The organism is Lewinellaceae bacterium, from assembly GCA_020636135.1.
Lineage (GTDB): Bacteria > Bacteroidota > Bacteroidia > Chitinophagales > Saprospiraceae > JAGQXC01.
This window is the reverse complement of the sequence record JACJYK010000001.1, coordinates 3,499,863-3,521,860: the sequence shown is the minus strand read 5'-3', so window position 1 is coordinate 3,521,860 and position 21,998 is coordinate 3,499,863. Positions and strand designations below refer to the sequence as shown.

Genomic DNA, 21,998 nt, shown 5'->3' with positions numbered 1-21,998 from the left:
GTTAAATTTCTAGTTTCAGAATGTCGAAAAGATGGTTTTGAGCAGCCTCCAGCTGAGGCAGTTGCGATTTCAGTTGGTCGTAAGCATCGTCAGCAGCGCGTCGGGTGTCCGAGACTTTTCGGATGCCTTTGGTGCTGTATTCCTGAAGGTTCCGAATGACGGTCTGGTTGACTTCATCCAGAATGATCGGGTCGTGGATCCCTGAGAATACCTGTTGATAATATGTCTGCAGGTTTTCAGTAGCGGCGGGATCATCCCAGTAATGTTGCAGGCCCAGCAGGTTGTTTTGCTGGTCATTATACAGTGCGTCGCGTGCATTGCTGTATGCGACACATACCTTGTTGAAGGCGGCCAGTGCCTGGTTGCTTTTATAACAGGATTGGACCTTGGGCAACCAGTTTTGCAGGTCCTTGAGCCTGGATTCATAGTCCAGTATTTCCCGGGTAAGGCCTTCGTAGATCTCTTTTTGACGTACGTATTTCGCTTCGAGGGCTTCCGCGAGCCGGTTCATCAAAGAGCTGACCGTATCCTGCAGGATATTGATCTGCCGGGAGAAGGACTGCAGCGAGTCGGACAGACGTCGGTTGGCCTGATTGGAAGCTTCCAGCATCTGCTGAGTCTGCTCCAACTTGGCATCCCAGGATTTACGCTGTTCCTGATAATACAAAACCGTGTCCAGCAATGATTTTTCCAGTCGTACGATCTGGCGGTCCGATAGTTTTTTCTCCTTGGTGATCCGGTTGATCTCTTCGTCCAGTTTGCGGAGGTTAACCTGCAGATTAGAATCCACCGTGCCGGACAGGACATAGATCTCAATGGTGTACGACAACCGCTCGGGCGGCACCTGTCCATCCTGGGGACGGAGGATCTGATAAGTCGTTGGAAGGACTTCTATTTTTAATTTGGTTTTAGTGGGAACGGTGGCGGTAAAATAGCCGTCAGGACCAACAGAGACCAGGCCCTGACCTTCGATCAAGACCTGGGCATCTGAGACGCCCTGAACTTTCGAGCCGATCTTTTCGATCACCCGGCCCTGGATTTTACTTACTCCGGATGTTTGTTGGGCAATGACATTCCCGGCAATAAGAAGCAAGACCCAGAGCATGCTGGAGCGTGTGATGGGTAATACCGTCTTAAGCCAGGCGATAAGCCAATTAAATCCCATATTGGGGAACTAAGTCCAATGAAAGTTACAACGAATTTTGGTATCAGTCAATGGAATTCTGCCTTGCAAGTCGATCATTCAGGTCAATGGTATTTCTTAACTTAGTCCGAAGGCTGGAGGAAGAGGCAGAAGGAAAGATGCCGGATTCAATCCCGGGCAGACTGAAGTTCCGGTACATGGCTTATTTTTTACCGGATGTTCCTTCCTGTTTTCCAATGAGATGATAAATCATATTAATAGTTTCAATGATGAGATATTTAACCATAGGGTTCATGTTATTTTTTTGCCTTTCGCTGGCAGAAGGACAAACAATGCAGGATAAGCAGAGCGTACAAATGGCTGTTGACGCGCATGCAGCCGATCTAATCCATCTCAGTGATCAGATCTGGGCCTTTGCGGAGACTGCTCTGAAGGAGTACCAGTCTTCCAGGGTATTGGCCGATTATGCCGAAGCCCAGGGTTTTACGGTCGAGCGTGGTGTGGCCGGCATGCCCACGGCTTTTGTGGCCAGTTACGGCTCAGGTAAGCCTATCATTGGTGTCCTGGGAGAATACGATGCACTGCCGGGGCTATCGCAGCAGGCCACACCGGATAAACAACCGCTGGTCGAAGGTGCACCGGGACATGGATGCGGGCATAATCTATTCGGAGCGGCCAGCCTGGGCGCGGCCATCGCGGTCAAGGAATGGATGCAGAAAACAGGAGCGAAAGGAACGGTGCGCTTCTACGGCACACCGGCTGAAGAATCCGTGGGAGGCAAGGTTTATATGGCCCGGGCCGGACTATTTAATGATCTGGATGCCTGTTTGGACTGGCATCCGGATTATCAGACCAAAGCATCAACCCAGAGTTCGCAGGCTGTGATCGACTATCTGGTCAACTTCCATGGCAAGGCTGCCCATGCAGCATTCGATCCCTGGAATGGCCGCAGCGCCCTGGATGGGGTTGAGTCGTTTGTGGACGGTATTAACTTATTGCGGGAGCATGTTCATCCTTCGGTACGCATCCATTATGTGATTACTAAGGGTGGCCAGGTACCCAATGTGGTCCCGGATGAGGCCCAGGTCTGGATCTGGATCCGTGACTCAAAGATGCCTGGCGTGCTGACTGTTTCCGAGCGGATGAAAGATATTGCCAAAGGGGCGGCTCTCATCGCCGGAGTCGAGTCCGAAGTGGTCCTTCAAAATGGGATCTACGATGAAATTCCCAATCGCCGGGGTGCTGCTGTATTACAATCCAATCTTGAAATGCTTGGGGCCATTGAATACACCGAAGAAGAAATAGCATTCGCCAAGGAATTACAGAAATCCACGGGAATTGAGGAGAAGGGGTTGGATGCTTCCATCACGCCATTAGAGCCCACTGCCCCGGATCCCCCGGGCGGATCCACGGACGTCGGAGATGTCAGCTGGATCGTGCCGGAGATCAGCCTGGTGGTGACGACGGCTCCTGTCGCTACCCCCTGGCATGCGTGGCCGGTGGTAGCTTGCGGAGGCATGTCCATTGGCCATAAAGGGATGCTGTATGCTGCAAAAGCACTGGGCTTGACCATGATGGATCTCTTTATGCAGCCGCAGACCTTACAGGAAATGAAAGCTGAATTTATGGAGCGTAAGGGAGATCAAACGTATGAAGCCATGTTGCCGGCGGGACCTCCTCCTATACCGGAAAAAAATTAAATTGGCTTATAAGGATTTCAGCCTGTTGGTCTCCTTTTACCTTCGAATAAACGGGACCGAACGCTGGAATAAAAAGTCACCGGTCATTCCGGCAGCCTCAGGATCGTATGCTGCAAGGAAGAATGATACCAGGTCCTACCGGTTGATCAGCAACTTCTGTGGTACATACCCGGGGACCTGGATGAAATACCATCCCGCCGTAAGCCGGGAGACATCCAGTTCCGTAGAGCTGCTCTGGATGCGGTGTTTCAGCACTTCCCGGCCCATGGCGTCAATGATCCGGAGTTCTTTCCGGTCGATTTCCGGAAATTCGATGTGAATCATATTCGATGCCGGATTGGGATAAACCGCAGTCCATTCATCCAAAAATTCCTGGCGCCGGGTGATGGTGCAATCGGCGATGAACAGATCCTGTGTTTCCAGCGGTCCCTGCGGCGACAGATCCTGCCCGTCAAAGCCTGCAAAATCGGTGGCATAACGGGTGGCACGGAAGATCAGGTTGGCGTTGAGTCCATTGACTACTGGCACGGTGTCGCTCTGGGCCATGGCTCCGGTATGAATGATCGGATTGATGTATTCCCAAACCGTCTGTCCCTCCGGATCGATCTCCAGGATGCGCCCGTTGATACCGGAGCAGATCAGTGTATTTCCGTTGGGAAGCCGTTGTCCGTTGGACAGGATTGGCGAGAACAGGGAGGTCGGTGGGTCTGCTCGGTAGGACCAATCCGCAGCTGCCGGGCCATAAGCCACGCCGGGGATGTAGACATACTGTCCGAGCGAATAATTATCGATAGGCGGATTGATGATGTCCACCGATGAATAAGGGCCGTCAAGATGCGGGCCGTTGTTGAAAAACATGATTTTACCTGCGTCTTCCAGTCCTTGTGGGATCCATTTTACAGCGTGTGAACCAAACATCTTCTGATCCGCAGAAGTGCCGTGGTCGTAATTTTGGGGATTGCCCCAGCGATAGAGGAAGTCTCCTCCCAGGAGGCTATTCCCACCGGCATGTCCTGCCGCTTGAGCCGTGTTCGTGCTGTGATCGATGATAAACAATTCATTGATGAACGGAGAGCTGAAGAGGATCTGGTTCATCATAGGGTTGTAGTCGATGGTGTTGACGTGCAGCCAGTTGGCTCCTCCGGTTACGGTCTGTCCGCCGGTGATGTTGATATCCAGTAATTCCGGATGGTCTGCAATCACACCGTAATTGGCTTTCGTCGAGTCCAAGTCCTGGATGAGGTGATCCCAGAGATGCCATTGCCATACGATGCTGTCGTTAGCAGGATCCACTTCTACGATGGTTTCGGACCAGAGGGCCCCATCGGGAAGTTTGGTGCTGTCCCGTCCGGCTGCAATGGCCTCCTCCCTGGTCTTCAATTCCCAGGCAGGGAAGATAACATGGCCGTTAGGCAGTCGTTTGAAGTCATGATGCATGCGATGGAGGCTATCAGAATATTTGAATTCCCAGACCACATTGCTGTCCCAGTCCAATTCCTGGATCAGCTCGCCACCTCCGGCAAAAACGAAATTGGGGTTGCCATTGACGGCCGTATTGGAGGTACGCATGAGGTGCCCATTGGATAACATTTCGACGGAAGCTGCCGGGAAATAGTTGCCGGTCCATTGATGGACGCCGCTCCCGCAATTATCTATCAGGTAGACGGTTTTGGAAAAGAAGGGAGCAAATAAGGTGTAACCATTAAAAGCTGTAGATTTTTGATACTCCTGTAATCCTATGGAAGAAGCAGAGTCCTGCGCCTGTAAGATGGTTCCAAAAAGTGAGATGCATAAAGTCCAGACAAGGAAAAGTTTTTTCATACTACCGTTGCAAACATTTATGCCGCAAATCTACAAATTATAGCCATTCGGGACAGCCAAGAGGGTACGAACAAAAAAGGTGACCGGGATACGGTCACCTTTGTAATTGTAAGACTTGCGAAGTAGATACGGTTATTTGCTGAGTTTACTAGCCATTTTATTAGCCCATTTGGACATCAGCGCCGTTTCAGCATCGGTTAATTTTTTATCCGGACTACGATCCAGGAACATCTTTGGAGGCATCGAACCATCTTCGAGCACCTTGGCGATGTCTTTCATTTTCATGGCCTGATCAGACATGGACATACCAGCTAATCCATCCCAATCCAGTTTGGCTTTTGATTTGTCACCACGGGCATTGGGATTATGGCATCCATAACATTTGTCCTGGATGACGGCATTGACCTTCTTTGGGATCTTAAACTTGGCCATAGCCATTTCCGTCGACGAGGTGCCGTGATCAAAGGTGAAAGCAAAAACCAAAAAACTGCTGAGGATTGCGACCACAGCGAAAGCGAAATTTCTTTTCATGGTTTGAAATTTTTGTGCATTAAATGACTTTCGCCAAACTAAACCAGCGATTCATCACTGCTAAATATAAAAAAACGATTGACATGGCACAATTCGAATTTCCCGGGCGGGCATACCAGGTGGCTTAATCGAGATTGAATGCTTCAATACACCATCAAAGAGTCCATTTCATCAAAGCCTGAGCAAGCTGGGAGATCTCTTCTTCTGTATTGTAATAATGGACTGAAGCGCGGTTGACCATAAGGAGTCCCTTACGCTGCATGTCAAGAAAACTGCTGGCTGCAGGACTTAAAGAGGTGTTGATGTTTTGCCTTCCCAGCGTCTCTTTAACCACCTTGGGATGCTGATTGGCCACCGTAAAGCTGACGATTCCGCCCAGATGGCTGCCCCGGTCATGGAGCGAGATGCCAGGTATGTCCGTCAGGGCCTGCCGCAGGTTTTTAGCTAAATAGTGTATCCTTTGCCAGATGAAGTCCGGACCCAGCTCATTGGCATAGGCTACGGCAGCGCTCAATCCCATCATGTTGCCATAGGATACTTCCCATTGTTCAAACATTTTCGCCGAAGGATCCATTTCATAGGAGTCCAGTCCGGACCAGGTCGCCGCATGCATGTCCAGCCATTGTGGTTTGATTTTCGGTAGGATGTCCGGGTTGACATACAGAAAACCGAATCCACGTGGTCCCCGCAGGTATTTACGACTGGTGGCACACAGGAAATCACAGCCGATATCAGATACATTGAGGGGCAGCTGCCCTGCGGTCTGGCAAGCGTCAACGAGATAGGAAATACCATATTGCCGTGCAATCTCACCCACGCCGGCCACATCGTAAATAATGCCGCTGTTGGTGGGCATATGCGTGACTGCGATCATTCGAGTTTTTGCGGTAATGCTTCGGGCAAAGTCAGCGGGATCAACCCGGCCATCCGTGCCGGATTCAATGATCTTAATTTCGATGCCCCATTTTTCTTTCAGCCAAAGATAATTAAGGTAGTTATTGCCGTATTCGATATCAGAAGTAAGCAGCACCTCGCCCGGCTTCCAATCGAAAGCATACAAAGCCCGGTTAAAGCTGGAGGAAGCATTTTCGGTCAGTGCAATGTCCTCTTCCCGGGCCTGGATCAGGGTGGCTATTTCCCGGTGCGTTTGTTTTATCTGGTCCGCGTATTCCGCCATGACCTCGTACCCACCATAGAGCGCTTCCCGGTCCTGATAGTTCCGGATGGCTTCCAGGGTTTGCCGGGTCGGCAGGGCGCAACCAGCGTTATTGAAGTGTATGACGTGTTCGGTTCCCGGTGTATCCTGACGGAGCGCTTCGATGGACTGGTCTTTTGTTCTCATTGGTTCAAGATACATAAATTGATGATTGATCCATTCCTGTGAACGTGAAGTTCCAGGGTTACGAATGCACGCATTCGACACTTCCAGATTAACTTTCTTGATAGAAATGCTTTTTAGCAAAAGCTCTTCCGGCACCCGATTTAAGGTATTTTTCCAAACCAACAGCTTTCCATTCATCCGGAAAAGCGATGTAAACAACCAAGCTAACTGGCCGTCTGGGCGCAGTATATGAAACCTGGCCTTTTTCGTGTCGCTCTAGTCTTTTAACAATGTCTTTGGTTTTACCAACATAATGGGTGCCATCCCTGCATTTGAGAATGTAAACATACCAGGTCTGAATAGCTGGCGGACACTGTCCGCCGAAGCCCGACATCATGCTATTCATTTGGGTATTTCAAAATAAGAGCCCGCCTTCGCTAAAGCTATGGCGGGCGGAGGCGGAGAAGGAGGGATTAATTTCATTGATCCCTAAAAGGGGAGTACCAAAACCACGGGATCGCAAACCTTGCTTCGCCGCGGTTATTTTTTTATGTCTTTACGTTTACGAATGCACCCATTCGACACTTCCAGACATAAAAAAAGCTGCCCGTCAAAAGACGGACAGCGATCCTTGTTTTGCGGAGAAGGAGGGATTAATTTCATTGATCCCTAAAAGGGGAGTACCAAAACCACGGGATCGCTAACCTTGCTTCGCCGCGGTTATTTTTTATGTCTGTACGTTTACGAATGCACACATTCGACACTTCCAGACATAAAAAAAGCTGCCCGTCAAAAGACGGACAGCGATCCTTGTTTTGCGGAGAAGGAGGGATTAATTTCATTGATCCCTAAAAGGGGAGTACCAAAACCACGGGATCGCTAACCTTGCTTCGCCGCGGTTATTTTTTATGTCTGTACGTTTACGAATGCACACATTCGACACTTCCAGACATAAAAAAAGCTGCCCGTCAAAAGACGGACAGCGATCCTTGTTTTGCGGAGAAGGAGGGATTAATTTCATTGATCCCTAAAAGGGGAGTACCAAAACCACGGGATCGCTAACCTTGCTTCGCCGCGGTTATTTTTTATGTCTGTACGTTTACGAATGCACACATTCGACACTTCCAGACATAAAAAAAGCTGCCCGTCAAAAGACGGACAGCGATCCTTGTTTTGCGGAGAAGGAGGGATTCGAACCCCCGGTACCGTTGCCAGTACACCGCATTTCGAGTGCGGCCCGATCGACCACTCTGGCACTTCTCCCTGGGTGCGAAGGTAGCAAGGTTAACTTAATCCATCCTGATAAATTTGTAAATTCCGGAATAAACCAAAAGCTATGCCTGCTACAGCTCACAAACCCCCCATTATTAACTGCCATACCCACATTTTCACCGGTGACCACGTGCCCCCCTGGTTGGCTAAGACATTCCTTTTCTGGCCTTTGTATTACCTCGCTTCTACACGGATGATCATCGGGATCTTTCGCTGGTATTATTCCAAACCGTGGAGCCCTTACAAGCAACAGTTTCAACCCTGGTACAAACGATGGCTCCGGGTTAAGTACAAACTATGGAGGATAATAACGATCAGCAGGCTGTCGGAGGTGATCTATTGGCTGGGGACATTCTGGCTGGCCCTGATGACCGTATTCCTTCTGGAAGACAAGCTATCTTCCTGGTGGGAACCTGCTGGGCAGTTGGCAGGATGGCTGGACGTGTTCAGATCCTGGATGGTGGACCACCGTCTGGTCTGGTTTCCTGGACAGGTATGGTTGCAGATGGTCTGGGTGGTACTCTTGCTGGGGTTGTTTAAATCCGTCCGTAATCTGGTGTTCGGCATTCTGAGGCGTATCTGGGATTTTCTCCGTGCCATGCCGGGGGAAGAAACGAAAGCGATGGTTGAACGTTATGTTCTGCTCGGTCGCTTTGCCTTTTATCAGGACCAATCCAAAATATTTGAGAAAATGAGTAAGCAATATCCTCCCGGGAGCCGGTTTGTGGTCCTACCTATGGATATGGCTTATATGAAAGCCGGTAGGACCAAAGAAAATTACCATGATCAGCTGGCGAAACTGGCAAAACTAAAGCAGAGTACTGCTTTTGGCGATCAGGTATTGCCTTTTGTTTTTGTCGATCCGCGGAGGATGACCGACGAACCCGGTTTTCTCAAGTATTCATTTCATAACCACCGGGTGTCCTTGGAGGATTGCAAGGTCAGGCAGTGTTTCGAAGACTGGCAGTTTGGCGGTATCAAGATTTATCCGGCGCTGGGTTATTTTCCATTCGATGAAAGGCTATTGCCCTTGTGGAAATATGCTGCGGATCACCAGATTCCGATCATGACGCATTGTATCCGCGGGACCATCTATTACCGGGGGAAAAAAGACAGCGTTTGGGATTATCATCCTGTATTTGAACAATCCATGGGAAATGGTAAATACGACAAGCTGGCCCTCTTTGAGCGGAAAAACACTGACTTCAGCATCAACTTCACGCATCCGTTGAATTATCTGTGCTTGTTGGAGGAACGGCTGCTGCGCAAAGTGGTGGCTCAGGCAGGGGATGACCGCATCCGGCAATTGTTCGGATATCGCGATCCGGATACACCCCTTGAAACCAATCTCAAACAACTGAAGATCTGCTTTGGACACTTTGGTGGTGACGATGAATGGAACCGCTTTCTGGAATCCGACCGATATAGTTTTGCCCAGCAACTGGTAACCTACCCTGGCACGGGCGTTTTATTCCTGGATAATCACGAAAATGAAGAAGAACGACCCGGGAAGATTGAACAGCTGTGGAAAAACTGTGATTGGTACACGCTGATATGTAGTATGATGCTGCAATATCCTCATGTTTATGCTGATATTTCCTACATCGTACACAATCCGGACATCCAGCCTTTACTTATTGAAACCATCCAGGAACAACATCCGGTGTGGAGGCAGCGGGTGCTTTTCGGGACAGATTTTTACGTGGTCCGGAACCATAAATCAGAGAAAAATATTCTCATCGAACTTCAGGCAGCCCTGGGACCGGCATTGTTTGACCTGATTGCCCGTGAAAATCCCCGGAACTACCTAAAGACCAGGGAATGATTGCAGTCAACCTATCCTCGATGACAAATGGATCGTGGTGAGCCAGGTTAAGTCTCTGAAAAAAAATTGTCAGAGGATTAAACCTTATCTTTATTACGTCATCAAAGGAGAAATAAACAAAAAATGAAAACGCTTATTACCATGAAAAAATCAATCGTAGCCCTGGCCCTGCTTATCCTGGCCTGGGGTGTTCAAGCTCAGGAAGCCATGCAAGACTCAACCGGCCTGCCTGGCGATAACTTTTCATTGGAAGGGGCTCTGGATCTCTTTAAGAATTCCAAAGATCTGGAGGATTTCGAGAAGAAACTGAACATAGAGGATTCCGGGATCAATAACCTGGATCTCAATGAAGATGGGGAGACGGATTACATCCGGGTGGTTGATAATATGGAAGATGAAGCTCATGCCATTGTGTTGCAGGCTGTTATTTCCAAAGACGAAGCACAGGATGTGGCTGTTATCGAAATTGAAAAGACCGGTAAGGAGGAAGCAATTCTACAGATCGTGGGTGACGAAGACTTGTATGGCCCGGATGTGTACGCAGAACCATTTGATGAGGATGGCAATGGAGGGAAAGGCGGCCCAGCCTTTGATGAGGATGTGGTTCGTGTGGTGGTAAATGTTTGGCTCTGGACACCGGTACGTTTTATCTATGCTCCACTGTATCGTCCCTGGGTATCCCCATGGTACTGGGGCTACTACCCGGGTTGGTGGAGACCCTGGCATCCGGCACCCTGGTCCATTTACCATCGCCGGGTTGTCGTATACCGCCCGCATTATCACATTGTCTCGACACACCGGGTGGTTCATGCTCACCGCGTTTACACACCACACCGCACCTCTTCCGTCACCGTCAAGCGGAATATCACGGTCAATCGCAGCCGCCAGGTAGGCAATACCACCGTAACACGCTCAACAACAGTAGGCACCAAACGGTCGTCCGACGGAACTAAAGCAGCAGGTGTAAAGCGCACCACCACCGTGAAAAATAAAAGTGGTGATCAAACAACGGTCAAAAAAAGAACCAATGCTGCCGGCGTGAAAAAGGAAGGAAACACGGTCACCACCGGACGTAAATCAACAAAAACCGGGGTACAGAAAAGTGGGAATACCGTGAAAGCAGGAAAAACAACCAAGACCGTGAAGACCAAACGTAAGAAAAACTAAAACAAAGTCTCGCTGCGGGAACACCTTCGTTTTTCACCTTACATAGCTAATACAGAGGCTGGCCAGCATTGGCAGCCTCTATTTTTTTGCAATCATGCTGCAGACCTTTCCATTTGGATGAACAAAATGAAAATCAATTCCGGATGCCATGACATAGTGCGAGGCGATGGAGCTGTTCTATATAGTTATTCGGTAAAGTCGCGATTATACAACAAGCTGGTGGCGCCATTGTCCACGTAGATCAACTGCCCGGTCACCGCGCGCGATTGTTCCGAGAGAAGAAAGGCAACGACCTGGCCGACATCGACCGGATCAACGAATCGCTCTATGGCTTGCTGGTTCTTACGGTAACCTTCTACCCATGCTTCTGGATCATTGGTCCAGGTCCGGATCAGGTCCATATTTTGTTCTGCATGTACGTAGCCTGGACCCACTGCATTGACCCGGATATTGTGCTTGCCCAATTCAATTGCCATACCCATGGTCAGGCCCCTGATACCATTTTTTGCTGCACTGTAAAGGGCGTATCTGGCCATGGTGGAGTGGGCATGTACGGAGGCGATATTGACGATATTTCCCGGATGCCCCTGGTTGATCAATTGTTGAGCGAAGCGCCGGGAACACATCCATACAGCTTTCAGGTCTACAGCCATGAGTCGGTCGTATTCCGGTTCGGCTACCGTATGAGCTTCCTTGCTCAATCCGATCCCGGCATTGTTGACCAAACCGTATACCTGGGGGAAATCGCTGAATATGCGATCGAAGAGGTCATCCACCCCGTTCATCGTACTGATATCCGACTGGTAGAGACGGGCTTGCTTATACTTCTTCTCTGCCTGTATGAGCGACTGCCCGTTATTGTCGACAATCAGTAATTGCGCACCAAGAACATTCAGCGCTTCACAAACACCACCCCCTACACCGACACCGGCGCCTCCTGTTACAATGATATTTTTCCCTTTAAAATCCATGTTTAGGACATGCTTTGAGTGCAAAAATGGATCCTCTGTATCCTACCTGGGTTCATGAAGCAATTCTCCGTGAACTGGTGCATAGGACAGCCATAAACCATCACTGTGCCTGAGTTATTTCAATTCCTGATTAGTCTTCCAGTTCTCAGCTTTGGTCGTGTTTTGGATAAGCTTACTTTTACCCGGAAAAAATATCAGGAGACGGTAAGATTATATTAAAGATAGGATTTATTGTATGTGCTGTGTGCGGACACGAACAGAAAATCCGGAATCCTGGTATGCCTTAAATAACATCATGGATGGAAAGCACTTTTACAAATAAAATAATCAAGAGGATGAAGCAGCCGTTACGATCAGGAATCTCCGTAGGCGCGTTGAAGAGCTTCGTGTGGATTGGTTTTGCGATATCACTGGCTGGTTGTAATCGTTCACATCCGTCCGGACAGGACACAGCCGATCATGGAGTGGTTCAGACCTGGACGACCACGGCGGATCATTCACGTTTGCTGGATCATCAGGTTGCTGATCTGCGAAACAGCACTGAAGCGTCACAATCGGTCATACGCATCGATACTGGTACAACCATGCAGGTCATCCAGGGATTTGGTTTTGCCCTGACCGGTGGAAGTGCACAACTGATCCGGAAGATGGACGATCAAAGCCGCCGCGAGTTGCTGACGGAGTTGTTTTCTTCGGATGAATTGGGGATCAGTTACCTGCGGATATCGATCGGAGCTTCAGACCTGGATGCGGAAGTATTTAGTTACAATGACCTTCCCTCAGGCAATACGGATCCGGAAATGGCCTATTTTTCTTTAGGAAGGGATACTTCTGACCTTATCCCGCTGCTTCATGAAATCCTGGCCATGCGTCCTGATTTGAAGATCATGGCCTCACCCTGGAGCGCTCCGGTATGGATGAAGACCAATGGTCAGAGCAAGGGAGGCAGTCTCAAGCCGGAATATTACCCCGCCTATGCCCAGTATTTTGTGCGCTATCTGACGGATATGAAACTCCAGGGCATCAACATCGATGCGATAACCATCCAGAACGAGCCCGAACATGGAGGGAATAATCCGAGCATGGTGATGACCGCTACCGAACAGGCAGCTTTCATAAAGCACGATCTGGGACCAACCCTGCGGGCGGAAGGAATCACTACCAGGATCATTATCTGGGATCATAACTGTGATCATCCTGAATATCCGCTGGAGATATTGGGAGATCCGGATGCTTACCCATTTGTAAACGGAACAGCATTTCATCTGTATGCCGGGGATGTCTCAGCGATGGGCCAAGTGCATGATGCTTATCCGGATAAAGCGCTTTATTTCACCGAACAATGGACCGGAGCCAAAGGTGGTTTTGGCGGTGATTTTCTGTGGCACATTAAAAATGTTTTGATCGGTACACTGCAGAACTGGAGCACGGTAGTACTGGAATGGAACCTGGCATCTGATCCGAATTTTGAGCCGCACACCCCCGGTGGATGTACCGAATGCAAAGGTGCATTGACCATTGCGGATAACCTGGTTACCCGTAATGTGAGTTATTACATCATCGGCCAGGCAGCCCGGTTTGTTCCTCCCGGATCGGTGAGGATTTTTAGCGCCGGAGAAGAAAGTCTTAGCCACGTGGCTTTTCGTCGTCCTGACGGAGAACTTGTATTATTGGGGTTAAATGAGAATGATCAGTCCATTTCACTGGCCATAGAGTATGGTGAAAGCTCTTTCTCCGTGGCGGTGCCGGCCAGGGCTGCCATCACCTGTATCTGGAAACCTTAGTTAAATATTCAGCATTTTAGGAATGGATAGATCAGGGGTTATTTCTCAGGCAATCTGTACATTTAGCGATAAATAGATCCTTCACAAAATGAACCGGAGCGCTGGAAGAAAAATTGCCTGGATGGCATTTTGGGTTATCCTGATCCTGGGAAGTTTGCAAGGTCAGAAAATCATTGACCGGCCGGTAATGCCGGGTAGTCACCACGACCCCCTGCATCCTTTGGATTATAAACTTTCCACCGACTCCATCGTGAATGTATTTGCTAGTTATCGGCGAAGTTATACCACCGTTCGGACCCAACATCGTCCCCGCATCGATGGTGTACTGGATGATGCCTGCTGGCAGCAGGACGGTGAATGGGCGGGAGATTTCGTCCAGCAAGCACCCAACCAAGCCCATGCTCCTTCGGAAAAGACCGAGATCAAGATCCTCTACGACGATAACAATCTGTACATCGCAATCAAATGTCACGACAACGCCCCCAATGGCATCACTGCTCTGCTGGGACGTCGTGACGACTTTAGCAACGGGGATATCACCGGAGTAGCACTGGATACCTATCACGATCACAGCACCGCCTTTGAGTTTAATGTCACAGCTGCAGGCCAGAAGGTGGATCTGATGCACCTGGGAGCTTTTAAGTGGGATACGGACTGGAATGCGGTCTGGGAGGGCAAAGCCCAGGTACGGGATTCTATATGGACCGCGGAGATGGAGGTACCTTTCTCCCAGATCCGTTTCAGCCATGAATCCGAACAGGTGTGGGGAATGCACATCTGGCGTTGGATAGCCCGGCTTGGTGAAGAAGACCAGTGGAAGCTGATACCTGTCGATGCTCCGGCGATGGTTTACATTTTTGGAGAATTGAACGGGATCAAAGACATTCCACAAAAACGGCATTTTGAATTGTTGCCTTATTCAGCCCTTCGCTACCGGACCGATGACGGAGGGAAGAACCGCATCGGGCTGGGGCTGGATGGTAAAGCGGCATTGTCCTCAAATTTCATTCTGGATTATACGCTGTTTCCTGACTTCGGTCAGGTAGAGGCAGACCCTTCGGTGCTGAACCTTACCTCTTATGAAGTTTTTTACCAGGAAAAGAGACCCTTTTTCCTCGAAGGAAATGCCATATTGAAATACGACATCGGCAATGACCTGTTGTTTTACAGCCGCCGTATTGGGCATGCGCCGACGTATCAGCCACCGGTTTTTGGGGATGAGCAATTGATAGCACCAGCTGCTACCAACATCATCAATGCCCTGAAGGTTACCGGAAAAAGTAAAAACGGATTGTCCATAGGAGTAGTCAATTCCATTGCCCAGCAGGAGTTTGCCGAAGTGCGGGATGGCAGCCAGAAAACCAAATATGCTGTCGAGCCCTTTTCCAATTATTTTGTAGCCCGCGCCAAACAGGATTACAATCAGGGCAATACGACCTTCGGAGGGATGTTTACCTCGGTCCTTCGTTCCCTTCAGGACCCGAACCTGAAGTCGCTGCTGCCGGGGCAGGCCTATACCGGAGGCCTGGACCTGCTCCATACCTGGCAGAACCGCAAATACTTTATCGATGCTAAAACATTCTTCTCCAGCCTGCGGGGTACACCTTCTTCGATCAGCCTGCTCGAGCAGTCACCCATCCATTTATACCAGCGAGTCGATGCAACACATCTGGAAGTAGATCCGCAACTACAGCAGCTTAACGGCTGGGGCGGCGATGTGCAGGGTGGGAAACAAAGCGGTAAATTCCGGGCCGCAGCGGGGTTGAGCTGGCGGACACCCGGATTGGATTTGAATGATGTCGGTTATCTGCGTGAAGCAGATATTCTGTCTCAAAAGGCAACCCTTACCTATAATGTCAATAAACCGGTGGGTATCCTGCGGAAGTATCAGGTGACGCTCGCACAGCAACACGACTGGAACTTTGGCGGGGAGAATACGCTGGATCTGCTGCAGCTGGAAGGACAGTCAACCTTTACCAATTTATGGACCTTACAGGCCAATTTGGCTCATGCGTTCTATGTGCTGGACATCCGGCAGTTAAGGGGAGGACCGGCATTGCGCAAGGATCCCCACTCCATAGCCGGATTTCTGTGGTCTACCAATACAGCCAAAAATTATTCGGTAGGCGTTGGCATGGATCGCACCTGGTCCGACAATGGATTAAGCCATGCTTACGATGTATTGTTCAATTTCCAGCTGAAGTTTAATGGCCGCTTCATCATCACTTCCAACACCTTCTTCGAGAAAGTGACGGAAAACAATCAGTTTGTGCCATCACCCACGCGGAATATTGCAGGTAACATCAAATATCAAACGGTCTATACCACCTTGCGTGCAGAATATTTTGTGACTCCTGAATTGTCTATCCAGTATTATGGGAGTCCTTATTCCAGTATTGGATATTTCGATAAAATCTACCTGGTTAAAGATGCCCATGCAGCTGACCCGCAGGACCGCTACAAACAGTTGACTTATTTTACGGAAGATCCGGAGTACCAGTATTATGCGGAAACGAATAATGGGACCACAACCCTCTGGAAAATCAATTATCCGGATTTTAATTTTCAGGAATTCCGCTCCAATTTTGTGGTGCGCTGGGAATACAAGGCTGGTTCGACCGCTTATTTTGTCTGGACCCATGGCCGGTCCCATTACGAGGATCTGTATAGGCCGCATGTGGTCGAACAGTTTCGTGGCCTGGGTGATGCCATAGGCCAGAATGCATTTACAGTGAAGTGGAGTTACTGGATTGGGTTGTAAGAAAAGGTATAGGAGGTAGCAGACGTGACAAAGGTAACAGAGGTACCCATAGCCCCACGGCTTTAGCCTGATGAAACGGAAAAAATACCAAAATGAAAAACCCGAAAGCATCCCACCTTCAGCCCTGGCTGGTTATTGCAGAAGCTGCAAAAGCAATCGCATTCTACAAGCAGGCATTTAACATGCAGGAGACCTACCGCATGGAAGATCCCGGTGGTGGGTTGGTCGTTCGCCTGGAATCCGGGCCGGCGTGCATCTGGGTTAGCAATGATCCGGATGATGGCCCGCTTGGTGGTGGCAATGTACGCATGATCCTGATCGTCCCGGACCCGGACAGCGTGTTCTCCCGCGCCATCGCCGCCGGGGCCACAGCAATCAATGAAGTCCGTGAAGATTATGGATGGCGCCTCGGACGTCTGGAAGACCCCTTTGGTTTACACTGGGAAGTAGGTTTTGAACTGTAAGGTTAATGATCGTTCATGGAGCATGGAGCACTGGACCGAGATATAGGAAGGGTTTATCATAAGCTAAGGTCTTAACCTGGCAATTCTACAGGGAAATATACATAGTCTCAGCTACTCGTATTTAAGAAGTGTAATAAAATGGAATTCGCTTATTTTTGGCGTCGGATCCAATCAGGGACCGGTTTTCTCTGCTTTGGATTTACAAAAATGAGACGGAATGTTCTTCCGTTTGGAATTTTATCAGAAGCAAAATAAAGAACGAACTATGGCAAACACCGCAAAACAAAGACAAACGAGTAATACCTTCCGGGTAATCCACCGCTACCTGGGATTTTTCCTGGTCGGAATCATGGCCGTCTATGCCACGAGCGGGATCATTATGATCTTTCGGGATACAGATTTCCTGAAGGAAGAAGAACACATTACCAAACAGATCAAGCCCTGGGCTTCGGATCAGGAACTGGGTCAATTGTTGGGCATGCGCCAGTTGAATATTGATAAGACGGAAGGTGACCTGGTGTTTTTCAGAAATGGTACCTATAACCGGTCTACCGGGGAGGCACAGCTCACCATCAAAGAATTGCCTGAAGTATTGAATAAAATGACGCAACTGCACAAGGCACGTTCTGCAGATCCGCTGTTTTTCCTGAATCTGTTTTTCGGAGTTTCCCTGTTGTTTTTTGTCATTTCGGCATTCTGGATGTTCATGCCTTCCACACCGGTATTCAAAAAAGGCATGTATTTCACGATAGGAGGAATCGTACTCACACTGATCCTTTTGTTCCTAAAATAGAGCCGATATGTCCGGGAGATCCCTATTTGCCCTCATTGGATTTGTTCTGCTGAGCTTTGCGGCCCAGACCCAGTCCGTTGGAAAGGTGGACTCCGGAGCAATCGACGGGGTAGGATACCGTGTTGTTTTTCCGGATAACTGGCAGCACAAACTGGTGATGTACGCGCATGGCTACGAAGCCGTGGGCACCCCCATCCGGCAAAGCCAAAACCCCTACTGGATTCAAAGCATGTCATTGTTCCTGGACCGGGGATTTGCAGTGGCTGCATCCGACTATGCCAATCAGGGCCTGGCTCTGGCGCAAGGCGTGGACGACACAGAGAAATTAAGGCATTATTTTATTGATCAGTATGGCAAGCCGGATACGACATATATCGTTGGTCATTCCATGGGGGGTGGCGTTACCCTTTCATTGATTGAAAATTTTGGGGATGCTTACGATGGAGGACTGCCACTGTGCCCGCTGTCCAGTCCGCTTTATGTGCAAACCCGGAAAGAATTTGACCTGTATGCCACTTTCAATGGACTGTTTCCAGGCATAGTAGCCACACTGGAACAGATCTTCGATCTCCAGTCGGATTCGCTGGATAAGGCCAGTGCCAACATGGTCCAGCGGGCCAAGATTATTCAGGAACAGCTCAATGCTGAGGACACCACCACGGTGAATGCATTCGCCCGCAAGTTCAACTTAAAAACCGGAGATCTGCCTTTCATCCTTTTTTTTGATGAAAAGGTCCTGAGGGACCTGGCCAAACGTTTTGGAGGTAATCCTTTTGACAATACCAACACCTTGTATTCCGGGTTCGCAGATGACCTCAAGGTAAACCTAACGGCAGAACGAATGATGGCCACCACAGATCCCGATGCCCTGTTCGCCAAATACGACCGCAACGGCAACCTCTCCAAACCGGTGGTTATCATGCACACCATGTACGATCAGCTGATCCCACCAACCTATGGAGTGGTGAACTATGAAAATATGGTTCATGAACAGGGGAAGGATGCATTCCTGGTGGTAAAATACACCAATGGACAGGGGCACTGTAATTTCACGCCTGCCCAGACTGCGACCGCGTTTGATGCGCTCCGGGCCTGGGTGCATAGTGGAGTCAGAGCCAGGCCGGGATATGTAGATTAATCCTGGGTGCTTGCTGCTTTTGGGATGCAGGTATTCCCAGTCTCCCAGGTCTTCCATTGGCCGGTGAATTTTGTACTTTCAGAGATACAAGAGTATTGAGCTGATGGTCAGATATTTTCAAGGTCTATTCGTTTACCACCATAACGGTCGCGCCTCCATATTTTTTGGCTGGGGGTGGATCATGATCTTTTTTACCTCCTTATTCAGTCCTGAATTGTCACGTGCGATCCCTGTCCAGGACTCCCTGATTGATCCGTCCACATGGTTGTGGTACCGGCAGCCAGCAGCCCAGTGGGAGGAGGCCCTGCCGGTTGGAAATGGCCGGCTGGGGGCTATGGTTTATGGTCGTACCAGCGAGGAGATCATCCAGCTTAATGAGGAGACTTACTGGTCAGGAGGGCCATATTCCTCCGTGGTCCAGGGAGGGTATAAGGTTTTGCCGGAAATACAGCAAGCCCTGTTCGATGGAGAACCCCTCAAGGCGCACAAGCTATTTGGTCGATATCTGATGGGTTATCCCGTCGAGCAGCAGAAGTATCAGGCGCTGGCCAACCTGTACCTTTTTTTTGAAGGGCAGGACTCGGTTACCGATTACCGGCGCTCTCTTGACCTCTCTACCGGCGTGGTGACCATCACTTATGAGCATAAAGGCATCAAATACCAACGAGAGATTCTTGCTTCGGCGCCGGATCAGACCATTGCCATCAGGCTCACGGCCGATCATCCCGGAAGTCTGAACCTGGCAGCTCAATTGCGGGGCATCCGCAACCCTGCACATTCCAATTACGGCACCGATTATTTTCAGATGGATGTCGAAGGGGACGATGTCCTCAGGTTGACCGGTAAATCTACCGACTACCTGGGGATCGAAGGCAAGGTACATTATGAAGCCCGGGTGAAGGTGTTACCGGAAGGTGGTGCGTTATCTGTCGACGGTACACGAATTCAGATCACCAATGCGGACGCGGTTACCCTTTATTTCATAGCTGCTACCAACTTCGTCAACTACCATGATGTGTCGGCAGATCAGCATGGCCGAGTTATAGCCTGTCAGGCGAGCATCCAGGGTCTTCCCTATGCAGTTGTCAAATCTGCTGCTGTAGCCGACCATCAGATCTTTTTCCGGCGGGTACGGCTCTTGCTACCGGTAACGGCTAATTCCTGGTTACCTACCGATGAACGAATGCAGGCCAGTGATCAAAATCCGGACCCTGCACTGGCTGCCCTGTGCTATCATTTTGGCCGGTACCTGCTGATTGCTTCTTCCCGTCCCGGTACGCAGCCTGCCAACCTCCAGGGAATCTGGAACAATAATATGAATCCACCGTGGGATGCCAAATACACCACGAACATCAATACGGAAATGAATTACTGGCCGGTGGAGACCGGCAATCTGTCCGAGCTGGCAGAACCGCTGATCACCATGGTGAAGGAATTGACCGATCAGGGATCCCAGGTGGCTAGGGAACATTACGGCGCCCGGGGATGGGTGTTCCACCAGAATACGGACATCTGGCGGGTGGCTGCACCTATGGACGGGCCGACGTGGGGAACGTTTACGGTCGGTGGCGCCTGGCTGGTCACCCACTTGTGGGAGCATTTTTTGTTCACCCGCGACACCGGTTTCCTGACGGACATCTACCCGGTGATGAAGGGATGTGTAGAGTTCTTCATGGATTTTCTGGTCGAACATCCGAATGGCCGGTGGCTGGTTACCAACCCATCCAATTCTCCGGAGAATCCTCCTAAGGGGCCTGGCTATAAATACTTTTACGATGAGGTGACCGGCATGTATTATTTTACTACGATAGTTGCCGGTTCCACCATTGATATGCAAATCCTAAAAGATCTTTTTCTGGATTTTAAAGCAGCCGCGGACATACTGCACAAGGATGTGGAGTTTACAACGCAGGTCACTACAGCCCGTTCCCGCCTGGTACCTTCCCAGGTGGGCAGAGATGGTATGCTCCAGGAATGGACCGAGGATTACGGACAGCTCGAAGAGAAACACCGGCATTTTTCCCATTTGTATGGACTCTATCCGGGTAATGTCATTTCACTGCGAAATACCCCGGAACTGGTTGAACCGGTCAAAAAAGTGCTCGAACAGCGCGGAGACGGAGGTACCGGCTTTTCCCGTGGTTGGAAAATGGCTTTATGGGCGAGGCTGAATGACGGAGACCGCGCGAACTCGATATTCAAAGGTTATATCCGGGAACAGTGTTATCCGTCCCTCTTTGCCAAATGTGTTACGCCTTTACAGGTAGATGGCTCTCTTGGGGTTACCGCCGGCATTACCGAGATGCTGATTCAATCCCAGGAAGGCATAATCGAACTTTTACCGGCATTACCAGAAGAATGGAAGGAAGGGCGATTCGAAGGAGTTTGTGCCCGGGGAGGATTTGAGCTGGATATGCAGTGGAAGGAAAAACGGATGACAAGACTTGTTCTCTTATCAAAAGCCGGTATGCCATGTCGGGTCAATGCACAGGGGATCAAAGATGTTCTTAACCGTGGAACCAGCGTGGTTTTTACGGTAATGGCGGATAATACTGTTGTATTTGAGACCACCGCGGGTGAATCGTATGTGGTGGAATTTGATCAATAGGAGTTCATTTGAGCTAATGCGCACCATTACACTTTCCTTGTGAATACTGTATCTTGGAAAAACCAATATTCTTCTGAACCCAAATTTGTACCATGCAGGATATCCAATACCCCGTCCATTTTCTGTTTCACGTATCCACGCTATCGAACGACTTCACTGCGTTTGACGCAACCGGCCGCACCATTGGTTATGTACGGCAGAAAATGTTCAAGTTGAAAGAGGACATCATCATTTACGATAGTAAGGAGAAAATCCGGATCAATTACCGCATCCGGGCGGATCGCTGGCTGGACTTCTCTGCGGCATATACCTTTTACGACGATTCTGGAATGGACATAGGGAAGATCGTGAGGAAGGGATGGCGTTCCATCTGGAAGGCGAGTTATGAGATCATTGATCAGTATCAGATGCCTCAATACACCATCCGTGAAGAGAACGGCTGGGTTAAGGTGATGGATGGATTATTTGGAGAAATCCCGGTCCTGGGTTTGTTTACCGGCTATGTGTTCAATCCCAGTTATCTGGTCAGGGCGATGGACGGTCGCCCGGTGGTCCGGCTTAAAAAACTACCTTCCTTTTTTGGCCGGAAGTTCATCCTGGAGCAACTCGATTCCCTTGATGGCGACGACGATGACCGGGTGATGCTTGGTTTGATGATGCTGATTCTGCTGGAGCGCAGAAGAGGTTAAGAGCGATCT

16 protein-coding genes and 1 tRNA gene are annotated in these 21,998 nt (G+C 49.6%); 10 read left to right on the top strand and 7 right to left on the bottom strand.

The features are described 5' to 3' along the window. Nucleotide 1 precedes the first annotated feature (1 nt). Nucleotides 2–1,165 carry a hypothetical protein gene (locus tag H6570_13555; GenBank protein ID MCB9320303.1) on the bottom strand — a complete coding sequence of 388 codons (1,164 nt, stop codon included), beginning with the start codon at nt 1,163–1,165 and terminating at the stop codon, nt 2–4. Nucleotides 1,166–1,413: 248 nt separating this feature from the next. Between H6570_13555 and H6570_13550 the strand changes: the two genes are divergently transcribed. Next, complete coding sequence (locus H6570_13550; protein MCB9320302.1) at nt 1,414–2,844, top strand: amidohydrolase; 1,431 nt, start codon at nt 1,414–1,416, stop codon at nt 2,842–2,844. A gap of 135 nt (nt 2,845–2,979) precedes the next feature. Here H6570_13550 and H6570_13545 read toward each other — a convergent pair whose 3' ends face one another. The 5 genes from H6570_13545 to H6570_13525 all read right to left on the bottom strand — a co-directional run bounded on the left by H6570_13545 (nt 2,980) and on the right by H6570_13525 (nt 7,780). Next, the gene (locus H6570_13545) at nt 2,980–4,665 is read right to left on the bottom strand and encodes an aryl-sulfate sulfotransferase (protein MCB9320301.1); all 1,686 of its coding nucleotides are present in this window, start codon (nt 4,663–4,665) and stop codon (nt 2,980–2,982) included. Between the two features lie 132 nt (nt 4,666–4,797). Next, nucleotides 4,798–5,196, bottom strand: coding sequence for a heme-binding domain-containing protein (locus H6570_13540; GenBank protein ID MCB9320300.1), 399 nt, complete (start codon nt 5,194–5,196; stop codon nt 4,798–4,800). A 154-nt stretch (nt 5,197–5,350) separates the two neighbouring features. Beyond that, nucleotides 5,351–6,538 (bottom strand): aminotransferase class V-fold PLP-dependent enzyme, encoded by a 1,188-nt coding sequence (locus H6570_13535; GenBank protein ID MCB9320299.1) that lies wholly within the window; start codon nt 6,536–6,538, stop codon nt 5,351–5,353. An 88-nt stretch (nt 6,539–6,626) separates the two neighbouring features. Then, a complete protein-coding gene (locus H6570_13530; protein MCB9320298.1) occupies nt 6,627–6,911 on the bottom strand; it encodes a GIY-YIG nuclease family protein in 285 nt (94 codons plus the stop codon). A 782-nt stretch (nt 6,912–7,693) separates the two neighbouring features. After that, nucleotides 7,694–7,780: transfer RNA gene (locus H6570_13525), tRNA-Ser, on the bottom strand. A gap of 73 nt (nt 7,781–7,853) precedes the next feature. Here H6570_13525 and H6570_13520 point away from each other — a divergent pair. Together H6570_13520 and H6570_13515 are read left to right on the top strand one after the other, a co-directional pair. Beyond that, a complete protein-coding gene (locus H6570_13520) occupies nt 7,854–9,614 on the top strand; it encodes an amidohydrolase family protein (protein ID MCB9320297.1) in 1,761 nt (586 codons plus the stop codon). Between the two features lie 141 nt (nt 9,615–9,755). Then, entirely contained in the window at nt 9,756–10,781 is a 1,026-nt protein-coding gene (locus H6570_13515) for a hypothetical protein (protein MCB9320296.1), read from the top strand. 185 nt (nt 10,782–10,966) lie between these two features. On the opposite strand, the gene H6570_13510 is transcribed toward H6570_13515, so the two are convergent. Beyond that, nucleotides 10,967–11,752, bottom strand: coding sequence for an SDR family oxidoreductase (locus H6570_13510; protein MCB9320295.1), 786 nt, complete (start codon nt 11,750–11,752; stop codon nt 10,967–10,969). Nucleotides 11,753–12,087: 335 nt separating this feature from the next. On the opposite strand from H6570_13510, the gene H6570_13505 reads away from it, so the two are divergent. The 7 genes from H6570_13505 to H6570_13475 all read left to right on the top strand — a co-directional run bounded on the left by H6570_13505 (nt 12,088) and on the right by H6570_13475 (nt 21,989). Next, nucleotides 12,088–13,536 (top strand): glucosylceramidase, encoded by a 1,449-nt coding sequence (locus H6570_13505; protein ID MCB9320294.1) that lies wholly within the window; start codon nt 12,088–12,090, stop codon nt 13,534–13,536. 121 nt (nt 13,537–13,657) lie between these two features. Continuing rightward, on the top strand, nt 13,658–16,297 hold the full coding sequence (locus H6570_13500; GenBank protein MCB9320293.1) for a hypothetical protein: 2,640 nt from the start codon (nt 13,658–13,660) through the stop codon (nt 16,295–16,297). Between the two features lie 92 nt (nt 16,298–16,389). After that, nucleotides 16,390–16,761 (top strand): VOC family protein, encoded by a 372-nt coding sequence (locus H6570_13495; protein ID MCB9320292.1) that lies wholly within the window; start codon nt 16,390–16,392, stop codon nt 16,759–16,761. 265 nt (nt 16,762–17,026) lie between these two features. Further along, nucleotides 17,027–17,554 (top strand): PepSY domain-containing protein, encoded by a 528-nt coding sequence (locus tag H6570_13490; GenBank protein MCB9320291.1) that lies wholly within the window; start codon nt 17,027–17,029, stop codon nt 17,552–17,554. A 7-nt stretch (nt 17,555–17,561) separates the two neighbouring features. Beyond that, nucleotides 17,562–18,692, top strand: coding sequence for an alpha/beta hydrolase (locus H6570_13485; GenBank protein ID MCB9320290.1), 1,131 nt, complete (start codon nt 17,562–17,564; stop codon nt 18,690–18,692). Between the two features lie 181 nt (nt 18,693–18,873). Continuing rightward, entirely contained in the window at nt 18,874–21,300 is a 2,427-nt protein-coding gene (locus H6570_13480) for a glycoside hydrolase family 95 protein (protein ID MCB9320289.1), read from the top strand. Nucleotides 21,301–21,392: 92 nt separating this feature from the next. Next, nucleotides 21,393–21,989 (top strand): hypothetical protein, encoded by a 597-nt coding sequence (locus H6570_13475; protein MCB9320288.1) that lies wholly within the window; start codon nt 21,393–21,395, stop codon nt 21,987–21,989. The last annotated feature ends 9 nt before the right edge of the window (nt 21,990–21,998 follow it).

What these genes read in the sequence shown, in the direction of transcription:
- H6570_13555 (MCB9320303.1), bottom strand. Translation starts at nt 1,165, where the DNA reads ATGGGATTTAATTGGCTTATCGCCTGGCTTAAGACGGTATTACCCATC.
- H6570_13550 (MCB9320302.1), top strand. Translation starts at nt 1,414, where the DNA reads ATGAGATATTTAACCATAGGGTTCATGTTATTTTTTTGCCTTTCGCTG.
- H6570_13545 (MCB9320301.1), bottom strand. Translation starts at nt 4,665, where the DNA reads ATGAAAAAACTTTTCCTTGTCTGGACTTTATGCATCTCACTTTTTGGA.
- H6570_13540 (MCB9320300.1), bottom strand. Translation starts at nt 5,196, where the DNA reads ATGAAAAGAAATTTCGCTTTCGCTGTGGTCGCAATCCTCAGCAGTTTT.
- H6570_13535 (MCB9320299.1), bottom strand. Translation starts at nt 6,538, where the DNA reads ATGAGAACAAAAGACCAGTCCATCGAAGCGCTCCGTCAGGATACACCG.
- H6570_13530 (MCB9320298.1), bottom strand. Translation starts at nt 6,911, where the DNA reads ATGTCGGGCTTCGGCGGACAGTGTCCGCCAGCTATTCAGACCTGGTAT.
- H6570_13520 (MCB9320297.1), top strand. Translation starts at nt 7,854, where the DNA reads ATGCCTGCTACAGCTCACAAACCCCCCATTATTAACTGCCATACCCAC.
- H6570_13515 (MCB9320296.1), top strand. Translation starts at nt 9,756, where the DNA reads ATGAAAAAATCAATCGTAGCCCTGGCCCTGCTTATCCTGGCCTGGGGT.
- H6570_13510 (MCB9320295.1), bottom strand. Translation starts at nt 11,752, where the DNA reads ATGGATTTTAAAGGGAAAAATATCATTGTAACAGGAGGCGCCGGTGTC.
- H6570_13505 (MCB9320294.1), top strand. Translation starts at nt 12,088, where the DNA reads ATGAAGCAGCCGTTACGATCAGGAATCTCCGTAGGCGCGTTGAAGAGC.
- H6570_13500 (MCB9320293.1), top strand. Translation starts at nt 13,658, where the DNA reads ATGGCATTTTGGGTTATCCTGATCCTGGGAAGTTTGCAAGGTCAGAAA.
- H6570_13495 (MCB9320292.1), top strand. Translation starts at nt 16,390, where the DNA reads ATGAAAAACCCGAAAGCATCCCACCTTCAGCCCTGGCTGGTTATTGCA.
- H6570_13490 (MCB9320291.1), top strand. Translation starts at nt 17,027, where the DNA reads ATGGCAAACACCGCAAAACAAAGACAAACGAGTAATACCTTCCGGGTA.
- H6570_13485 (MCB9320290.1), top strand. Translation starts at nt 17,562, where the DNA reads ATGTCCGGGAGATCCCTATTTGCCCTCATTGGATTTGTTCTGCTGAGC.
- H6570_13480 (MCB9320289.1), top strand. Translation starts at nt 18,874, where the DNA reads ATGATCTTTTTTACCTCCTTATTCAGTCCTGAATTGTCACGTGCGATC.
- H6570_13475 (MCB9320288.1), top strand. Translation starts at nt 21,393, where the DNA reads ATGCAGGATATCCAATACCCCGTCCATTTTCTGTTTCACGTATCCACG.